The following is an 18238-nucleotide window of genomic DNA, read 5'->3' as shown; positions in this document are numbered from 1 at the left end:
GATCATCCTCCTGACTCATCTTTTGTTTCCATTTTCAAACGTTCTCTTATTAAAGCAGCCCTGCGGATATCCCGCTCATTTGGTCTTAACGGCCCTCCTGCATATTGCTGTAAAAACCCAGGCTGAGTTAATATCATCAATTCATTCAAAATCGATTTTGATATATCTTTTATGAAACCCATATCTATACCAAGCCTTAAATCAGACAGGCAACGGGCGGCTTCCTTCGTTTCGATGATTCTGCTGTTAGAAAGTGTTCCATATGATCGAAACACTCTGTCTTCTAATTGTATGTTCGAAGTCTTCGCTAATGCTTCCCGCGCTGACCTTTCCTGAGATATAATCTGGCTTACAACACTTTTTAAATCGTCAACGATGTCCTCTTCCGATTTCCCGAGCGTTATTTGGTTCGATATTTGAAAAATATTGCCGAGCGCTTCACTGCCCTCTCCGTAAATACCTCTTACCACCAAACCAAGCTGGTTAATCGCCGGAACAATCCGGTTCATTTGCTGAGTTAAAACAAGGCCAGGCAGGTGCATCATTACCGATGCCCTAAGGCCGGTGCCCACATTCGTAGGACAGCTGGACAAGTATCCAAATTCCTCATCGAATGCATAATTGACATACTCCTCGAGCCAATCATCGATCTCATTAGCAGCCTGTAAAGCTTCACTTAACTGGAATCCTGGGAATAAACATTGAATCCTGATATGGTCTTCCTCATTGATCATGATGCTGACTTCTTCATTATCTGATAATAGGACGGCACCATGAACGGAGTTTTCTGCAAGATTTGGACTGATTAAATGCTTCTCGACCAACACCCTCTTCTGCAAAGGCGGAATATCATCCATCTTGATCGTTTCCAACTGACCAAATGCAGCTGCTGATGAATTGCTGGCACGTTCCATGATCGTACCAATCACCGCCTCTGCCTCTCCATCAGTGAATAGCGTTGGAAAATTATATTCATCAAGGTTCCTTGCAAAGCGAATGCGGGAGCTAAGGACGATATCCGAATCAGGTCCATCATCACTCATCCAGGAGCTGACAGCCTGATTGATGAACTTCTCCAATGACAAGGCTACTCCCCTCCCTCTTGGCCTTTTGATAATTTCCTTTCAAGTTCCCTGATTTGGTCCCTTGTCTCAGCAGCTTTCTCAAACTCCTCCGCTGTAATGAGGTTTTTCAAGGTTTGCTTAAGCTGATCAACTGTCTTTCTTAAATGAAGGTCGCCACCGATTCTTTTAGGGATTTTTCCATTATGGACGGAATTCCCGCTATGGAGTCTCCTGACAATCGGGATCAGCTGTTCGCGAAAAGCATCATAACAAGTCGCACAGCCAAACCTGCCTACCTTTACAAACTGCGGAAACGTCATTGAGCATTGCGGGCACTGTGCAACCTGCTCCGCTTCAAAAGCTTCCTTTTTCTTCTCCGTAAATGCAGGTTCCATATTCAGCAAACCAGCAAGCAAGCTATTGATTGAAAAAGCAGGGCCGTTGTTCATCATAAACAAATCGCCTTTTTCCTGTGCGCATATCTCACACAAGTGCAATTCTGATTTTTCTCCATTTGAATAATTCGTGAAGTGCAGCGTTGCCGGCCTTTGATTACACTCTTGGCAGATCATGCCCTCACCTCTTTATCTGCTTTGATATTATTTATACTTCAATGCCATAAGCATTGCCTTCAGCATCCTCGCACGCAGCTCATCACGCTGCGGAAGCTCTATATACAGGACGGACCTGTCAAGCACACTCAGCATGATCTTTGCCTCACGGTCAGTGACTACATCCTCCTCAACAAGACGGAAGATCACATGCTCAGCGCTGCTTTGCGAAATTCGTGTTTGAATCAAAGACAGTAAATCATCAATCAAATGTGCATGATCATATGCCTGGACCTTGATAATCCGGATGTAGCCGCCGCCACCCCGTTTGCTCTCAACAAGATAACCCCGTTCAATCGTGAACCTTGTATTGATGACATAATTGATCTGGGACGGCACGCACTGAAATTTATCGGCGATTTCACTTCGCTTGATCTCAACGATGTCCTTATCGCTCATTTCTAAAACCTGCTTGAGGTAATGTTCTATGATGTCCGATATATTCCTCACTAAACCTCCCCCAATCTGACTTTGACTATATTTGACATTAATTATACAAAAAATTTTTTCTCGACGCAATGAATGCATCCTGAACTCACTTCTCCAAAAATTATGTATGCCAAAAGATGTTATTAAGGGGATTGTTGGTTATTATACCCATTTTGAGGCAAGTGGAAACTTATATAAGGGTACATCTACGAAAAATTTGTAATCAGGAACAGGTTAGAAATGCAGCTGGCAGAGTACAGATTGAAACTGTTTTTGGAAGGGCTAAATGTATAATGGGTAAATTGATATGAAAATGGTTGATATATCTTATTGTCTGGGAATCTCACCTGTGCCTGTATCCACTAACTTGCTAACTTACCAAAGAAGATAATGAAAGCTAAAAATGCTGATAGCCCCAGAGTCAGGAAGATTGTTGAAAAACTTCTTGCCGCGCTCTTCCAATCTTTCATACCGGAAAGTCCGATGAGCCCAATAAGTAAAGTCAGTAGAGAAGCAACTAAAAGCAGGACGTGTGGATGTAATCCAAAGATGGTGTAAACATTTGGGCCTGTAGAGGAAATTACGAAAAATAGTAATACCCAGATTGTCGATAAAACGAATGACCAATAATTCAATTGTTTTGTCATTGATTCCTCCTATAGGTTTGTTAGATATTTGACCGAGGATGTTTTATTATTGGGTGACGGTTGCTTATGAATTTATAAATTCAACAAAAGATTCATTTATCCTTCCAGGACTATAAAGAAGCGGGATTAATTGTATTTTCACTATGTATAAATAACGCTCGGGTATTTGCCAACTTTAAGCCCATTTTGCCTTTTTGGACAGGAAGTGGATCTAATTTCGGATAGCTTTTTATGTTCGTGCTCCAAACTTATTCCGGAGTAGTATTAGGTTCGGATAAGTTTTTATTGTTTTCCTCTGGACTTGTCTGAAGGTGTTTCTGCTTCGGCTAACTTTTTGTTGTTTATCCCTAAACCTGTCTGAAGTTAGCTCTTCTTTTGACAGCTTTTTGTGTTTTACCTTCTAACCTGTCTTAAGTTAGCTCTTCTTTTGACAGCTTTTCGTGTTTTTCCTTCTAACCTGTCTAAAATTAGCTCTTCTTTTGACAACTTTTCGTGTTTTTCCTTCTAACCTGTCTTAAGTTAGCTCTTCTTTTGACAGCTTTTCCTGTTTTTCCTCCAAACCTGTCTGAAGTTGACTCTTCTTCTGACACCTTTTTGTGTTTTACCTCCAAACCTGTCTGAAGTTGGTTCTTCTTTTGACAGCTTTTCCTATTTTACCTTCAAACCTGGCTTAAGATGACTCTACTTCAGACAGATTTGTCTGCTTTGCCTCCAAACCTGTCTGAAGCCATTGGCATACAATCAGTTGGTGCTATATTCAGCACCTTTTATAAATCAGAACACAAAAAAAGAACAGCCATTACAGCTGTTCTTTCGCGTGCCCGGCGGCGTCCTACTCTCACAGGGGGAAACCCCCAACTACCATCGGCGCTGAGAAGCTTAACTTCCGTGTTCGGTATGGGAACGGGTGTGACCTTCTCGCCATCGCCACCAGACTATTTGGTTTGAGGTTTTAGTTATTTTGCTACCGCAAAAAACTTTATTCCCTCAAAACTAGATAATGTGTAAGAAGAATTTCAAGAAGAACGAATGATCAATTGGTTAAGTCCTCGAACGATTAGTATCAGTCAGCTCCACACGTCACCGCGCTTCCACCTCTGACCTATCAACCTGATCATCTTTCAGGGTTCTTACTAGCTTGCGCTATGGGAAATCTCATCTTGAGGGGGGCTTCATGCTTAGATGCTTTCAGCACTTATCCCGTCCGCACATAGCTACCCAGCGATGCCTTTGGCAAGACAACTGGTACACCAGCGGTGCGTCCATCCCGGTCCTCTCGTACTAAGGACAGCTCCTCTCAAATTTCCTGCGCCCACGACGGATAGGGACCGAACTGTCTCACGACGTTCTGAACCCAGCTCGCGTACCGCTTTAATGGGCGAACAGCCCAACCCTTGGGACCGACTACAGCCCCAGGATGCGATGAGCCGACATCGAGGTGCCAAACCTCCCCGTCGATGTGGACTCTTGGGGGAGATAAGCCTGTTATCCCCGGGGTAGCTTTTATCCGTTGAGCGATGGCCCTTCCATGCGGAACCACCGGATCACTAAGCCCGACTTTCGTCCCTGCTCGACTTGTAGGTCTCGCAGTCAAGCTCCCTTGTGCCTTTACACTCTGCGAATGATTTCCAACCATTCTGAGGGAACCTTTGGGCGCCTCCGTTACTCTTTAGGAGGCGACCGCCCCAGTCAAACTGCCCACCTGACACTGTCTCCCGCCCCGATCAGGGGCGTGGGTTAGAATTTCAATACAGCCAGGGTAGTATCCCACCGACGCCTCCACCGAAGCTGGCGCTCCGGTTTCTCAGGCTCCTACCTATCCTGTACAAGCTGTACCAAAATTCAATATCAGGCTACAGTAAAGCTCCACGGGGTCTTTCCGTCCTGTCGCGGGTAACCTGCATCTTCACAGGTACTATAATTTCACCGAGTCTCTCGTTGAGACAGTGCCCAGATCGTTACGCCTTTCGTGCGGGTCGGAACTTACCCGACAAGGAATTTCGCTACCTTAGGACCGTTATAGTTACGGCCGCCGTTTACTGGGGCTTCGATTCAGAGCTTCGCGTGAGCTAACCCCTCCTCTTAACCTTCCAGCACCGGGCAGGCGTCAGCCCCTATACTTCGCCTTGCGGCTTCGCAGAGACCTGTGTTTTTGCTAAACAGTCGCCTGGGCCTATTCACTGCGGCTCATCCGGGCTATTCACCCAAATGAGCACCCCTTCTCCCGAAGTTACGGGGTCATTTTGCCGAGTTCCTTAACGAGAGTTCTCTCGCTCACCTTAGGATTCTCTCCTCGCCTACCTGTGTCGGTTTGCGGTACGGGCACCTTTTATCTCGCTAGAGGCTTTTCTTGGCAGTGTGGAATCAGGAACTTCGGTACTATATTTCCCTCGCTGTCACAGCTCAGCCTTCACGCAAGCGGGATTTGCCTCACTTGCAGCCTAACTGCTTAGACGCGCATATCCAACAGCGCGCTTACCCTATCCTCCTGCGTCCCCCCGTCGCTCAAACGATAAAGAGGTGGTACAGGAATATCAACCTGTTGTCCATCGCCTACGCCTTTCGGCCTCGGCTTAGGTCCCGACTAACCCTGAGAGGACGAGCCTTCCTCAGGAAACCTTAGGCATTCGGTGGATGGGATTCTCACCCATCTTTCGCTACTCATACCGGCATTCTCACTTCTAAGCGCTCCACCAGTCCTTACGGTCTGACTTCAACGCCCTTAGAACGCTCTCCTACCACTGACATCTAAGATGTCAATCCACAGCTTCGGTGATACGTTTAGCCCCGGTACATTTTCGGCGCAGAGTCACTCGACCAGTGAGCTATTACGCACTCTTTAAATGGTGGCTGCTTCTAAGCCAACATCCTGGTTGTCTAAGCAACTCCACATCCTTTTCCACTTAACGTATACTTTGGGACCTTAGCTGGTGGTCTGGGCTGTTTCCCTTTTGACTACGGATCTTATCACTCGCAGTCTGACTCCCACGGATAAGTCTTTGGCATTCGGAGTTTGTCTGAATTCGGTAACCCGATGAGGGCCCCTAGTCCAAACAGTGCTCTACCTCCAAGACTCTTACAACGTGAGGCTAGCCCTAAAGCTATTTCGGAGAGAACCAGCTATCTCCAAGTTCGATTGGAATTTCTCCGCTACCCACACCTCATCCCCGCACTTTTCAACGTGCGTGGGTTCGGGCCTCCAGTTGGTGTTACCCAACCTTCACCCTGGACATGGGTAGATCACCTGGTTTCGGGTCTACGACCACATACTCATTCGCCCTATTCAGACTCGCTTTCGCTGCGGCTCCGTCTTCTCAACTTAACCTTGCATGTAATCGTAACTCGCCGGTTCATTCTACAAAAGGCACGCCATCACCCATGAACGGGCTCTGACTACTTGTAGGCACACGGTTTCAGGATCTCTTTCACTCCCCTTCCGGGGTGCTTTTCACCTTTCCCTCACGGTACTGGTTCACTATCGGTCACTAGGGAGTATTTAGCCTTGGGAGATGGTCCTCCCAGCTTCCGACGGGATTTCTCGTGTCCCGCCGTACTCAGGATCCACTCAGGAGGGAACGAAGTTTCAACTACAGGGTTTTTACCTTCTCTGACGGGCCTTTCCAGACCACTTCATCTACCCCGTTCCTTTGTAACTCCATGTAGAGTGTCCTACAACCCCAAGAGGCAAGCCTCTTGGTTTGGGCTATGTCCCGTTTCGCTCGCCGCTACTCAGGGAATCGCGTTTGCTTTCTCTTCCTCCGGGTACTTAGATGTTTCAGTTCCCCGGGTCTGCCTTCAATACCCTATGTATTCAGGTAAAGATACTGTTCCATTACGAACAGTGGGTTTCCCCATTCGGAAATCTCCGGATCAAAGCTTACTTACAGCTCCCCGAAGCATATCGGTGTTAGTCCCGTCCTTCATCGGCTCCTAGTGCCAAGGCATCCACCGTGCGCCCTTTCTAACTTAACCTAAAAGGTCATTTCTCTAATTGAATAGAGAGAAAACTAAAATGGCGATCACTCGGTTTTTCTTGGTTCTTCTTACTTACGATTATCTAGTTTTCAAGGAACAAAAAAGCTTTGAGAGAATTGCTCCCTCAAAACTAAACAAACAAGCAGTCAACAGTACGAACCAGAAGGTTCGCATTCCGATTGCCATTACGGCAATATCCTTAGAAAGGAGGTGATCCAGCCGCACCTTCCGATACGGCTACCTTGTTACGACTTCACCCCAATCATCTGTCCCACCTTAGGCGGCTGGCTCCAAAAGGTTACCCCACCGACTTCGGGTGTTACAAACTCTCGTGGTGTGACGGGCGGTGTGTACAAGGCCCGGGAACGTATTCACCGCGGCATGCTGATCCGCGATTACTAGCGATTCCGGCTTCATGCAGGCGAGTTGCAGCCTGCAATCCGAACTGAGAATGGATTTATGGGATTGGCTCGACCTCGCGGTTTTGCAGCCCTTTGTTCCATCCATTGTAGCACGTGTGTAGCCCAGGTCATAAGGGGCATGATGATTTGACGTCATCCCCACCTTCCTCCGGTTTGTCACCGGCAGTCACCTTAGAGTGCCCAACTGAATGCTGGCAACTAAGATCAAGGGTTGCGCTCGTTGCGGGACTTAACCCAACATCTCACGACACGAGCTGACGACAACCATGCACCACCTGTCACTCTGTCCCCCGAAGGGGAACGCCCTATCTCTAGGGTTGTCAGAGGATGTCAAGACCTGGTAAGGTTCTTCGCGTTGCTTCGAATTAAACCACATGCTCCACCGCTTGTGCGGGCCCCCGTCAATTCCTTTGAGTTTCAGCCTTGCGGCCGTACTCCCCAGGCGGAGTGCTTAATGCGTTTGCTGCAGCACTAAAGGGCGGAAACCCTCTAACACTTAGCACTCATCGTTTACGGCGTGGACTACCAGGGTATCTAATCCTGTTCGCTCCCCACGCTTTCGCGCCTCAGCGTCAGTTACAGACCAGAGAGCCGCCTTCGCCACTGGTGTTCCTCCACATCTCTACGCATTTCACCGCTACACGTGGAATTCCGCTCTCCTCTTCTGCACTCAAGTTCCCCAGTTTCCAATGACCCTCCCCGGTTGAGCCGGGGGCTTTCACATCAGACTTAAGGAACCGCCTGCGCGCGCTTTACGCCCAATAATTCCGGACAACGCTTGCCACCTACGTATTACCGCGGCTGCTGGCACGTAGTTAGCCGTGGCTTTCTGGTCAGGTACCGTCAAGGTACCGGCAGTTACTCCGGTACTTGTTCTTCCCTGACAACAGAGCTTTACGACCCGAAGGCCTTCATCGCTCACGCGGCGTTGCTCCGTCAGACTTTCGTCCATTGCGGAAGATTCCCTACTGCTGCCTCCCGTAGGAGTCTGGGCCGTGTCTCAGTCCCAGTGTGGCCGATCACCCTCTCAGGTCGGCTACGCATCGTTGCCTTGGTGAGCCGTTACCTCACCAACTAGCTAATGCGCCGCGGGCCCATCTGTAAGTGACAGCCGAAACCGTCTTTCAGCTTTCCCTCATGTGAGGGAAAGGATTATCCGGTATTAGCTCCGGTTTCCCGAAGTTATCCCAGTCTTACAGGCAGGTTGCCCACGTGTTACTCACCCGTCCGCCGCTGATCTTCAAAAGCAAGCTAATGAAGATCCGCTCGACTTGCATGTATTAGGCACGCCGCCAGCGTTCGTCCTGAGCCAGGATCAAACTCTCCAAGAAAGAGTTATGAGTTAGCTCATAAAGTTAAAACGTTGGCTCATGTTCTTCTATAATAGAAGCCATGATAATTTATTGTTTGTTGACGCTTGTTTGTTTAGTTTTCAAAGAACAATTCACCGACCAACTCATCACGTCAGCTTTAATATACTAACATGTATGTTTTATATGGTCAAATGTTTTTTTTGGTGGAGCCTAGCGGGATCGAACCGCTGACCTCCTGCGTGCAAGGCAGGCGCTCTCCCAGCTGAGCTAAGGCCCCGTGTTTTGTAAATGAAAATGGTCGGGAAGACAGGATTCGAACCTGCGACCCCTTGGTCCCAAACCAAGTGCTCTACCAAGCTGAGCTACTCCCCGTTAAATGAGAAAAATAATGGCGCGCCCGAAAGGAGTCGAACCCATAACCTTCTGATCCGTAGTCAGACGCTCTATCCAATTGAGCTACGGGCGCATATATAAAATTTTAAGCTTGCTTGGTGCCGAGGACCGGAATCGAACCGGTACGGTAGTCACCTACCGCAGGATTTTAAGTCCTGTGCGTCTGCCAGTTCCGCCACCCCGGCTAAGGAACTATGGAGCGGAAGACGGGATTCGAACCCGCGACCCCAACCTTGGCAAGGTTGTATTCTACCACTGAACTACTTCCGCATTATATTTTTTTAAAAGAAATGGTGCGGGTGAAGGGAGTCGAACCCCCACGCCTTGCGGCGCCAGATCCTAAGTCTGGTGCGTCTGCCAATTCCGCCACACCCGCATGCTATTTCAATAAAAATGGTGAGCCATGAAGGACTCGAACCTTCGACCCTCTGATTAAAAGTCAGATGCTCTACCGACTGAGCTAATGGCTCGTACAAAAGGTGCCGGCAAGAGGACTTGAACCCCCAACCTACTGATTACAAGTCAGTTGCTCTACCAATTGAGCTACACCGGCATATTTGATTTAAAGCAGAAAATATATGGTGGAGGATGACGGGATCGAACCGCCGACCCTCTGCTTGTAAGGCAGATGCTCTCCCAGCTGAGCTAATCCTCCATATATATGCCCGGCGGCGTCCTACTCTCACAGGGGGAAACCCCCAACTACCATCGGCGCTGAGAAGCTTAACTTCCGTGTTCGGTATGGGAACGGGTGTGACCTTCTCGCCATCGCCACCAGACTATTTAATTGAAAGAAAGTATTTATTCCTTCAAAACTAGATAATGTTGTAAGAAGAATTCAAGAAGAATGAATGATCAATTTGGTTAAGTCCTCGAACGATTAGTATCAGTCAGCTCCACACGTCACCGCGCTTCCACCTCTGACCTATCAACCTGATCATCTTTCAGGGTTCTTACTAGCTTGCGCTATGGGAAATCTCATCTTGAGGGGGGCTTCATGCTTAGATGCTTTCAGCACTTATCCCGTCCGCACATAGCTACCCAGCGATGCCTTTGGCAAGACAACTGGTACACCAGCGGTGCGTCCATCCCGGTCCTCTCGTACTAAGGACAGCTCCTCTCAAATTTCCTGCGCCCACGACGGATAGGGACCGAACTGTCTCACGACGTTCTGAACCCAGCTCGCGTACCGCTTTAATGGGCGAACAGCCCAACCCTTGGGACCGACTACAGCCCCAGGATGCGATGAGCCGACATCGAGGTGCCAAACCTCCCCGTCGATGTGGACTCTTGGGGGAGATAAGCCTGTTATCCCCGGGGTAGCTTTTATCCGTTGAGCGATGGCCCTTCCATGCGGAACCACCGGATCACTAAGCCCGACTTTCGTCCCTGCTCGACTTGTAGGTCTCGCAGTCAAGCTCCCTTGTGCCTTTACACTCTGCGAATGATTTCCAACCATTCTGAGGGAACCTTTGGGCGCCTCCGTTACTCTTTAGGAGGCGACCGCCCCAGTCAAACTGCCCACCTGACACTGTCTCCCGCCCCGATCAGGGGCGTGGGTTAGAATTTCAATACAGCCAGGGTAGTATCCCACCGACGCCTCCACCGAAGCTGGCGCTCCGGTTTCTCAGGCTCCTACCTATCCTGTACAAGCTGTACCAAAATTCAATATCAGGCTACAGTAAAGCTCCACGGGGTCTTTCCGTCCTGTCGCGGGTAACCTGCATCTTCACAGGTACTATAATTTCACCGAGTCTCTCGTTGAGACAGTGCCCAGATCGTTACGCCTTTCGTGCGGGTCGGAACTTACCCGACAAGGAATTTCGCTACCTTAGGACCGTTATAGTTACGGCCGCCGTTTACTGGGGCTTCGATTCAGAGCTTCGCGTGAGCTAACCCCTCCTCTTAACCTTCCAGCACCGGGCAGGCGTCAGCCCCTATACTTCGCCTTGCGGCTTCGCAGAGACCTGTGTTTTTGCTAAACAGTCGCCTGGGCCTATTCACTGCGGCTCATCCGGGCTATTCACCCAAATGAGCACCCCTTCTCCCGAAGTTACGGGGTCATTTTGCCGAGTTCCTTAACGAGAGTTCTCTCGCTCACCTTAGGATTCTCTCCTCGCCTACCTGTGTCGGTTTGCGGTACGGGCACCTTTTATCTCGCTAGAGGCTTTTCTTGGCAGTGTGGAATCAGGAACTTCGGTACTATATTTCCCTCGCTGTCACAGCTCAGCCTTCACGCAAGCGGGATTTGCCTCACTTGCAGCCTAACTGCTTAGACGCGCATATCCAACAGCGCGCTTACCCTATCCTCCTGCGTCCCCCCGTCGCTCAAACGATAAAGAGGTGGTACAGGAATATCAACCTGTTGTCCATCGCCTACGCCTTTCGGCCTCGGCTTAGGTCCCGACTAACCCTGAGAGGACGAGCCTTCCTCAGGAAACCTTAGGCATTCGGTGGATGGGATTCTCACCCATCTTTCGCTACTCATACCGGCATTCTCACTTCTAAGCGCTCCACCAGTCCTTACGGTCTGACTTCAACGCCCTTAGAACGCTCTCCTACCACTGACATCTAAGATGTCAATCCACAGCTTCGGTGATACGTTTAGCCCCGGTACATTTTCGGCGCAGAGTCACTCGACCAGTGAGCTATTACGCACTCTTTAAATGGTGGCTGCTTCTAAGCCAACATCCTGGTTGTCTAAGCAACTCCACATCCTTTTCCACTTAACGTATACTTTGGGACCTTAGCTGGTGGTCTGGGCTGTTTCCCTTTTGACTACGGATCTTATCACTCGCAGTCTGACTCCCACGGATAAGTCTTTGGCATTCGGAGTTTGTCTGAATTCGGTAACCCGATGAGGGCCCCTAGTCCAAACAGTGCTCTACCTCCAAGACTCTTACAACGTGAGGCTAGCCCTAAAGCTATTTCGGAGAGAACCAGCTATCTCCAAGTTCGATTGGAATTTCTCCGCTACCCACACCTCATCCCCGCACTTTTCAACGTGCGTGGGTTCGGGCCTCCAGTTGGTGTTACCCAACCTTCACCCTGGACATGGGTAGATCACCTGGTTTCGGGTCTACGACCACATACTCATTCGCCCTATTCAGACTCGCTTTCGCTGCGGCTCCGTCTTCTCAACTTAACCTTGCATGTAATCGTAACTCGCCGGTTCATTCTACAAAAGGCACGCCATCACCCATGAACGGGCTCTGACTACTTGTAGGCACACGGTTTCAGGATCTCTTTCACTCCCCTTCCGGGGTGCTTTTCACCTTTCCCTCACGGTACTGGTTCACTATCGGTCACTAGGGAGTATTTAGCCTTGGGAGATGGTCCTCCCAGCTTCCGACGGGATTTCTCGTGTCCCGCCGTACTCAGGATCCACTCAGGAGGGAACGAAGTTTCAACTACAGGGTTTTTACCTTCTCTGACGGGCCTTTCCAGACCACTTCATCTACCCCGTTCCTTTGTAACTCCATGTAGAGTGTCCTACAACCCCAAGAGGCAAGCCTCTTGGTTTGGGCTATGTCCCGTTTCGCTCGCCGCTACTCAGGGAATCGCGTTTGCTTTCTCTTCCTCCGGGTACTTAGATGTTTCAGTTCCCCGGGTCTGCCTTCAATACCCTATGTATTCAGGTAAAGATACTGTTCCATTACGAACAGTGGGTTTCCCCATTCGGAAATCTCCGGATCAAAGCTTACTTACAGCTCCCCGAAGCATATCGGTGTTAGTCCCGTCCTTCATCGGCTCCTAGTGCCAAGGCATCCACCGTGCGCCCTTTCTAACTTAACCTAAAAGGTCATTTCTCTAATTGAATAGAGAGAAAACTAAAATGGCGATCACTCGGTTTTTCTTGGTTCTTCTTACTTACGATTATCTAGTTTTCAAGGAACAAAAAAGCTTTGAGAGAATTGCTCCCTCAAAACTAAACAAACAAGCAGTCAACAGTACGAACCAGAAGGTTCGCATTCCGATTGCCATTACGGCAATATCCTTAGAAAGGAGGTGATCCAGCCGCACCTTCCGATACGGCTACCTTGTTACGACTTCACCCCAATCATCTGTCCCACCTTAGGCGGCTGGCTCCAAAAGGTTACCCCACCGACTTCGGGTGTTACAAACTCTCGTGGTGTGACGGGCGGTGTGTACAAGGCCCGGGAACGTATTCACCGCGGCATGCTGATCCGCGATTACTAGCGATTCCGGCTTCATGCAGGCGAGTTGCAGCCTGCAATCCGAACTGAGAATGGATTTATGGGATTGGCTCGACCTCGCGGTTTTGCAGCCCTTTGTTCCATCCATTGTAGCACGTGTGTAGCCCAGGTCATAAGGGGCATGATGATTTGACGTCATCCCCACCTTCCTCCGGTTTGTCACCGGCAGTCACCTTAGAGTGCCCAACTGAATGCTGGCAACTAAGATCAAGGGTTGCGCTCGTTGCGGGACTTAACCCAACATCTCACGACACGAGCTGACGACAACCATGCACCACCTGTCACTCTGTCCCCCGAAGGGGAACGCCCTATCTCTAGGGTTGTCAGAGGATGTCAAGACCTGGTAAGGTTCTTCGCGTTGCTTCGAATTAAACCACATGCTCCACCGCTTGTGCGGGCCCCCGTCAATTCCTTTGAGTTTCAGCCTTGCGGCCGTACTCCCCAGGCGGAGTGCTTAATGCGTTTGCTGCAGCACTAAAGGGCGGAAACCCTCTAACACTTAGCACTCATCGTTTACGGCGTGGACTACCAGGGTATCTAATCCTGTTCGCTCCCCACGCTTTCGCGCCTCAGCGTCAGTTACAGACCAGAGAGCCGCCTTCGCCACTGGTGTTCCTCCACATCTCTACGCATTTCACCGCTACACGTGGAATTCCGCTCTCCTCTTCTGCACTCAAGTTCCCCAGTTTCCAATGACCCTCCCCGGTTGAGCCGGGGGCTTTCACATCAGACTTAAGGAACCGCCTGCGCGCGCTTTACGCCCAATAATTCCGGACAACGCTTGCCACCTACGTATTACCGCGGCTGCTGGCACGTAGTTAGCCGTGGCTTTCTGGTCAGGTACCGTCAAGGTACCGGCAGTTACTCCGGTACTTGTTCTTCCCTGACAACAGAGCTTTACGACCCGAAGGCCTTCATCGCTCACGCGGCGTTGCTCCGTCAGACTTTCGTCCATTGCGGAAGATTCCCTACTGCTGCCTCCCGTAGGAGTCTGGGCCGTGTCTCAGTCCCAGTGTGGCCGATCACCCTCTCAGGTCGGCTACGCATCGTTGCCTTGGTGAGCCGTTACCTCACCAACTAGCTAATGCGCCGCGGGCCCATCTGTAAGTGACAGCCGAAACCGTCTTTCAGCTTTCCCTCATGTGAGGGAAAGGATTATCCGGTATTAGCTCCGGTTTCCCGAAGTTATCCCAGTCTTACAGGCAGGTTGCCCACGTGTTACTCACCCGTCCGCCGCTGATCTTCAAAAGCAAGCTAATGAAGATCCGCTCGACTTGCATGTATTAGGCACGCCGCCAGCGTTCGTCCTGAGCCAGGATCAAACTCTCCAAGAAAGAGTTATGAGTTAGCTCATAAAGTTAAAACGTTGGCTCATGTTCTTCTATAATAGAAGTCATGATAATTTATTGTTTGTTGACGCTTGTTTGTTTAGTTTTCAAAGAACAATTTGTTTTGCCGCTCCATTAGAAGCAACTCTTATATATTATCAGGTTGAAAACCCGATGTCAATAAGTTTTTTTATTTTCTTTGTTGCTAACTAAGTAGCTCGTAGCAACAGATATAAATATAGCACCTTTATTCTGCAATAGCAATATCTTTTTGCTATTTTTATTCGCATAATTAAAAGAAAGATAATTCATATTTCTGTGGCCAAATGTGTAAGAGAGTTTACTCTTGTTTAAGAATGATCTCAATAGCTACATAAAAGAAAAAGGCAAACCGACTTCAGCCGTTTTGCCTTTACTTCTATCTATTAACGGTGACGCATCAACGGGAATAATAGTACATCCCTGATGGATGGTGAATTAGTCAGTAGCATAACCAGTCGGTCAATTCCGATCCCCAGTCCGCCTGTTGGAGGCATACCATATTCTAAAGCTTCGATGAAATCATCATCCATTTCGTGTGCTTCATCGTTTCCTTGTTCTTTTTCTTTTAACTGTGCTTCAAATCGCTCTCTTTGGTCGATTGGATCGTTCAGCTCGGTAAATGCATTTGCATGCTCCCTTGCTACGATGAATAATTCAAAACGGTCAGTGAAGCGAGAATCATCATCATTCTTTTTAGCCAAAGGAGAAATATCAACCGGATGGCCGTAGATGAATGTTGGCTGGATTAGATGCTCTTCTACCTTTTGCTCGAAGAATTCATTGACGATGTGGCCATATTGCATATGCTCGGTGATTTCCACTCCGTGTTCCTTCGCAAGCGCACGAGCTTCTTCAGTGCTCATTTGCGGCCAGAAGTCCACTCCTGTATATTCCTTGATTGCATCTACCATATGGACTCTCTTCCACTCTGGCTTAAGATCGATTTCATACTCGCCATAATGGATTGTTGTTGTTCCGAGAACATCCTGAGCGATGTACGCAACCATGTTCTCAGTAAGGGACATGATGTCTCTCCAATCAGCATATGCCTCATAAAGCTCAAGCATGGTGAATTCCGGATTGTGTCTTGTCGATACACCTTCATTACGGAATACACGGCCGATCTCATATACTTTTTCTAGACCGCCGACAATCAGGCGCTTTAAGTGTAGTTCGATTGCGATTCGCATGTATAGCTGCATATCAAGCGCGTTATGATGCGTGATGAACGGACGTGCAGAAGCTCCGCCAGCGATGGAGTGCATCAATGGCGTTTCAACTTCTAGATAACCCTGTCCATCAAGATAGCGGCGCATCGATTGGATGATACGGCTTCGGTTGATGAAAGTCGTCTTGCTGTCGTTGCTTGTAATCAGGTCAAGGTAACGCTGGCGATAGCGCTGCTCGACATCCTTCAGTCCGTGGAACTTTTCAGGAAGCGGGCGCAGTGCCTTTGTTAAGAACACAAATTCTTGAGCCTTGATTGAAAGCTCGCCAACCTTTGTTTTGAATAGCGTTCCTTCGACACCGATAATGTCACCGAGGTCAGCTGAATCAAATACTTCGTATTGTTCTTCACCGACTGCATCCTGGCGTACATAAATCTGGATCTGGCCAGCAAGGTCTTGGATATGCGCGAATCCAGCTTTTCCTTTTCCACGCTTCGTCATGATCCGTCCAGCTATCTTCACCGAAACGCTCTTCGCTTCGATCTCTTCCTTTTCCAGTTCGCCATATTCACTAATTAGTTCTTCTGTCAGATGAGTACGCTCAAAACGTTTTCCGAATGGATCCATGCCTTTGTCACGCAATGAATTCATCTTGTCCCTTCTGACTCTGAGCTGGTCATTCAATTCTTCATGACTCATGTCGCTTTCACTCCAATATATAAAATAAATTTCTTATGTAATCCTGAGTATGTTGATGGATACTTTTATTATTTTACACAAACTATCGTATTCACACATTAAAAATCTCTATTTAATCGTCAAATAGATAAAAAACTGCCAGTTTGACCACTGGCAGTTACATTTAAGGTTAAAGGTATTATAGGAAAAGTGACGATTAATGTCAATTTTTATCCAACCTGGTTGGCTAATTGCTCTTTTGCTTCCACTTCATCCGCAAAGTTTTTCAGCAAGCTGACTAGTTCGTCTCTTTTAGAGCATTCATTGATGCCGTTACGGACAGTTGCGTTGCCGCGGATTCCCTTCAGGTACCACGCAGCATGCTTGCGCATTTCGCGGACGGCAATGTGTTCATTCTTTAAAGCAATCAAGCGGTCAAGGTGCAGGATGCTGACATCGATTTTTTCGCGTGCGCTTGGTTCACCCATTAATTCACCTGTTTCCAGGTAGTTTACCGTACGGTAGATCATCCATGGATTACCGAGTGCAGCTCGTCCGATCATGACTCCATCCGCACCTGTTTCTTCAAGCATTCTCCTGGCATCCTGAGGAGTCTGTACATCCCCATTCCCAATCACAGGAATATTGACTGCCTGCTTCACATCCCGAATGATATCCCAGTTCGCTGTTCCTTCATACATCTGAATACGTGTACGGCCGTGAAGGGCTACTGCACTTCCTCCTGCACGTTCTACAGCTCGGGCATTCTCGATGGCGAAAATATGTTCGTCATCCCAGCCCATGCGCATTTTCACCGTAACTGGCTTATCAACTGCATCTACGACTGCTGCTACCATTTCATAGATTTTGTTGGGGTCAAGCAACCATTTCGCACCTGCGTCACATTTTGTGATCTTCGGTACTGGACATCCCATATTGATATCAATGATATCGGCATTCGTATTTTTGTCTACGTATTGCGCCGCCTGGACAAGCATTTCTTTTTCACCGCCAAAAATCTGCAGGCTGAGCGGCTTTTCCCGTTCATCTATATATAACATGTCGAGTGTTCGATTGTTTTGAGAAACAATGCCTTTGTCGCTGACCATTTCAGCACATACAAGTCCTGCGCCGAATTCTTTGACGGTCAGGCGGAACGCTGAGTTACAGATGCCGGCCATTGGCGCAAGGACAACCTGGTTCTTCATTTCAATATCGCCAATCTTAAGCATGTCTGCCTCCTTTGAGTTAATCTATCTTTAAACCCTACTGCGGGGTTAATTCATCTATTTCGACACCCAGGAATTCTGCAATATTGACAATCATTCTTTCATCAGGCATCCTGTTGCCTCGTTCAATTTCTCCAAGGATGGAAACCGATACACCTAGCTCTTTAGCGAAGCGTTCCTGTGTAAAACCCTTCAGCTTTCGATAAGCGCGAATACGTCTTCCCCATTTTTCTGCTTCCATATTCGTACTCCTTCTCTATCCGGTATACTTCGTAAACAATCTTTCAGCGGCTCCTTCATGGTCGGGAGCATGAGATTCGGTTCCATTTCTAGCAATGGAAGGATTACAAATGCACGTTGTGCCATCCGAGGGTGCGGAATTGTAAGCTTCTCTGTTTCAATATTCTCGTGATTGAACAGCAAAATGTCAAGGTCCAAAGTTCTGGGACCCCATTTTATTTCCCTTTTTCTCCCAAGTTTCAACTCAATCTCCAGGCATGTATCTAGCAGTTCAACAGAGGAAAGGCTTGTCTCTACCTGAATGGCCATATTCAAAAACTGATCCTGGTCAGTATATCCTACCGGGTCTGTCTCATAGACAGAAGAAGTATTTACCACTGAAATCTTCTCATGGCTTTCCAGGAGGATGATAGCCTGTGTCAAATATCCGAACCGGTCACCCATATTGGAGCCTAGCGCAATATATGCTTTGTTTTCCACT

The 18238-nt window shown here is 48.4% G+C and carries 8 protein-coding genes, 9 tRNA genes and 6 rRNA genes; all 23 read right to left on the bottom strand.

Features of this window, described 5'->3' with window-relative positions; translation table 11 throughout:
• Nucleotides 1-2 precede the first annotated feature (2 nt).
• Entirely contained in the window at nucleotides 3-1085 is a 1083-nt protein-coding gene (locus tag LGO15_RS00575) for a protein-arginine kinase McsB (protein WP_167834074.1), read from the bottom strand.
• 2 nt (nucleotides 1086-1087) lie between these two features.
• Nucleotides 1088-1636, bottom strand: a complete 549-nt coding sequence (locus LGO15_RS00570; protein WP_226086346.1) for a protein-arginine kinase activator protein McsA — start codon at nucleotides 1634-1636, stop codon at nucleotides 1088-1090.
• 27 nt (nucleotides 1637-1663) lie between these two features.
• Nucleotides 1664-2125, bottom strand: a complete 462-nt coding sequence (locus LGO15_RS00565; RefSeq protein ID WP_167834072.1) for a CtsR family transcriptional regulator — start codon at nucleotides 2123-2125, stop codon at nucleotides 1664-1666.
• A 341-nt stretch (nucleotides 2126-2466) separates the two neighbouring features.
• Entirely contained in the window at nucleotides 2467-2751 is a 285-nt protein-coding gene (locus LGO15_RS00560; RefSeq protein ID WP_167834071.1) for a hypothetical protein, read from the bottom strand.
• A gap of 819 nt (nucleotides 2752-3570) precedes the next feature.
• A 5S ribosomal RNA gene (gene rrf, locus LGO15_RS00555) occupies nucleotides 3571-3686 on the bottom strand.
• A 102-nt stretch (nucleotides 3687-3788) separates the two neighbouring features.
• Nucleotides 3789-6723: ribosomal RNA gene (locus LGO15_RS00550) — 23S ribosomal RNA — on the bottom strand.
• 206 nt (nucleotides 6724-6929) lie between these two features.
• Nucleotides 6930-8479: ribosomal RNA gene (locus LGO15_RS00545) — 16S ribosomal RNA — on the bottom strand.
• 183 nt (nucleotides 8480-8662) lie between these two features.
• Nucleotides 8663-8738: transfer RNA gene (locus LGO15_RS00540), tRNA-Ala, on the bottom strand.
• Nucleotides 8739-8756: 18 nt separating this feature from the next.
• Nucleotides 8757-8833, bottom strand: a tRNA-Pro gene (locus LGO15_RS00535).
• 17 nt (nucleotides 8834-8850) lie between these two features.
• Nucleotides 8851-8927, bottom strand: a tRNA-Arg gene (locus LGO15_RS00530).
• A gap of 23 nt (nucleotides 8928-8950) precedes the next feature.
• Nucleotides 8951-9039: transfer RNA gene (locus LGO15_RS00525), tRNA-Leu, on the bottom strand.
• Between the two features lie 10 nt (nucleotides 9040-9049).
• Nucleotides 9050-9124: transfer RNA gene (locus LGO15_RS00520), tRNA-Gly, on the bottom strand.
• Between the two features lie 21 nt (nucleotides 9125-9145).
• Nucleotides 9146-9230: transfer RNA gene (locus LGO15_RS00515), tRNA-Leu, on the bottom strand.
• Between the two features lie 18 nt (nucleotides 9231-9248).
• A tRNA-Lys gene (locus LGO15_RS00510) sits at nucleotides 9249-9324 on the bottom strand.
• 10 nt (nucleotides 9325-9334) lie between these two features.
• Nucleotides 9335-9407: transfer RNA gene (locus LGO15_RS00505), tRNA-Thr, on the bottom strand.
• Nucleotides 9408-9433: 26 nt separating this feature from the next.
• A tRNA-Val gene (locus LGO15_RS00500) sits at nucleotides 9434-9509 on the bottom strand.
• Nucleotides 9510-9517: 8 nt separating this feature from the next.
• A 5S ribosomal RNA gene (gene rrf, locus LGO15_RS00495) occupies nucleotides 9518-9633 on the bottom strand.
• An 81-nt stretch (nucleotides 9634-9714) separates the two neighbouring features.
• Nucleotides 9715-12649: ribosomal RNA gene (locus LGO15_RS00490) — 23S ribosomal RNA — on the bottom strand.
• A gap of 206 nt (nucleotides 12650-12855) precedes the next feature.
• Nucleotides 12856-14405 (bottom strand): 16S ribosomal RNA (locus LGO15_RS00485).
• The 16S, 23S and 5S rRNA genes sit together here with 9 tRNA genes alongside, the layout of an rRNA operon.
• A gap of 419 nt (nucleotides 14406-14824) precedes the next feature.
• Entirely contained in the window at nucleotides 14825-16309 is a 1485-nt protein-coding gene (gene lysS / locus LGO15_RS00480; RefSeq protein ID WP_226086345.1) for a lysine--tRNA ligase, read from the bottom strand.
• 209 nt (nucleotides 16310-16518) lie between these two features.
• Entirely contained in the window at nucleotides 16519-17520 is a 1002-nt protein-coding gene (dusB, locus tag LGO15_RS00475) for a tRNA dihydrouridine synthase DusB (RefSeq protein ID WP_226086344.1), read from the bottom strand.
• 34 nt (nucleotides 17521-17554) lie between these two features.
• A complete protein-coding gene (locus tag LGO15_RS00470; protein ID WP_167834243.1) occupies nucleotides 17555-17758 on the bottom strand; it encodes a helix-turn-helix domain-containing protein in 204 nt (67 codons plus the stop codon).
• Nucleotides 17710-18237 carry a 2-amino-4-hydroxy-6-hydroxymethyldihydropteridine diphosphokinase gene (gene folK / locus LGO15_RS00465; protein ID WP_226086343.1) on the bottom strand — a complete coding sequence of 176 codons (528 nt, stop codon included), beginning with the start codon at nucleotides 18235-18237 and terminating at the stop codon, nucleotides 17710-17712. Before folK ends, LGO15_RS00470 begins: the two co-directional genes overlap by 49 nt.
• Between the last annotated feature and the right edge of the window lies 1 nt (nucleotide 18238).

This window comes from Mesobacillus sp. S13, assembly GCF_020422885.1.
Classification (GTDB): domain Bacteria; phylum Bacillota; class Bacilli; order Bacillales; family Cytobacillaceae; genus Mesobacillus; species Mesobacillus selenatarsenatis_A.
This window is presented reverse-complemented; position numbering and strand designations above follow the sequence as displayed.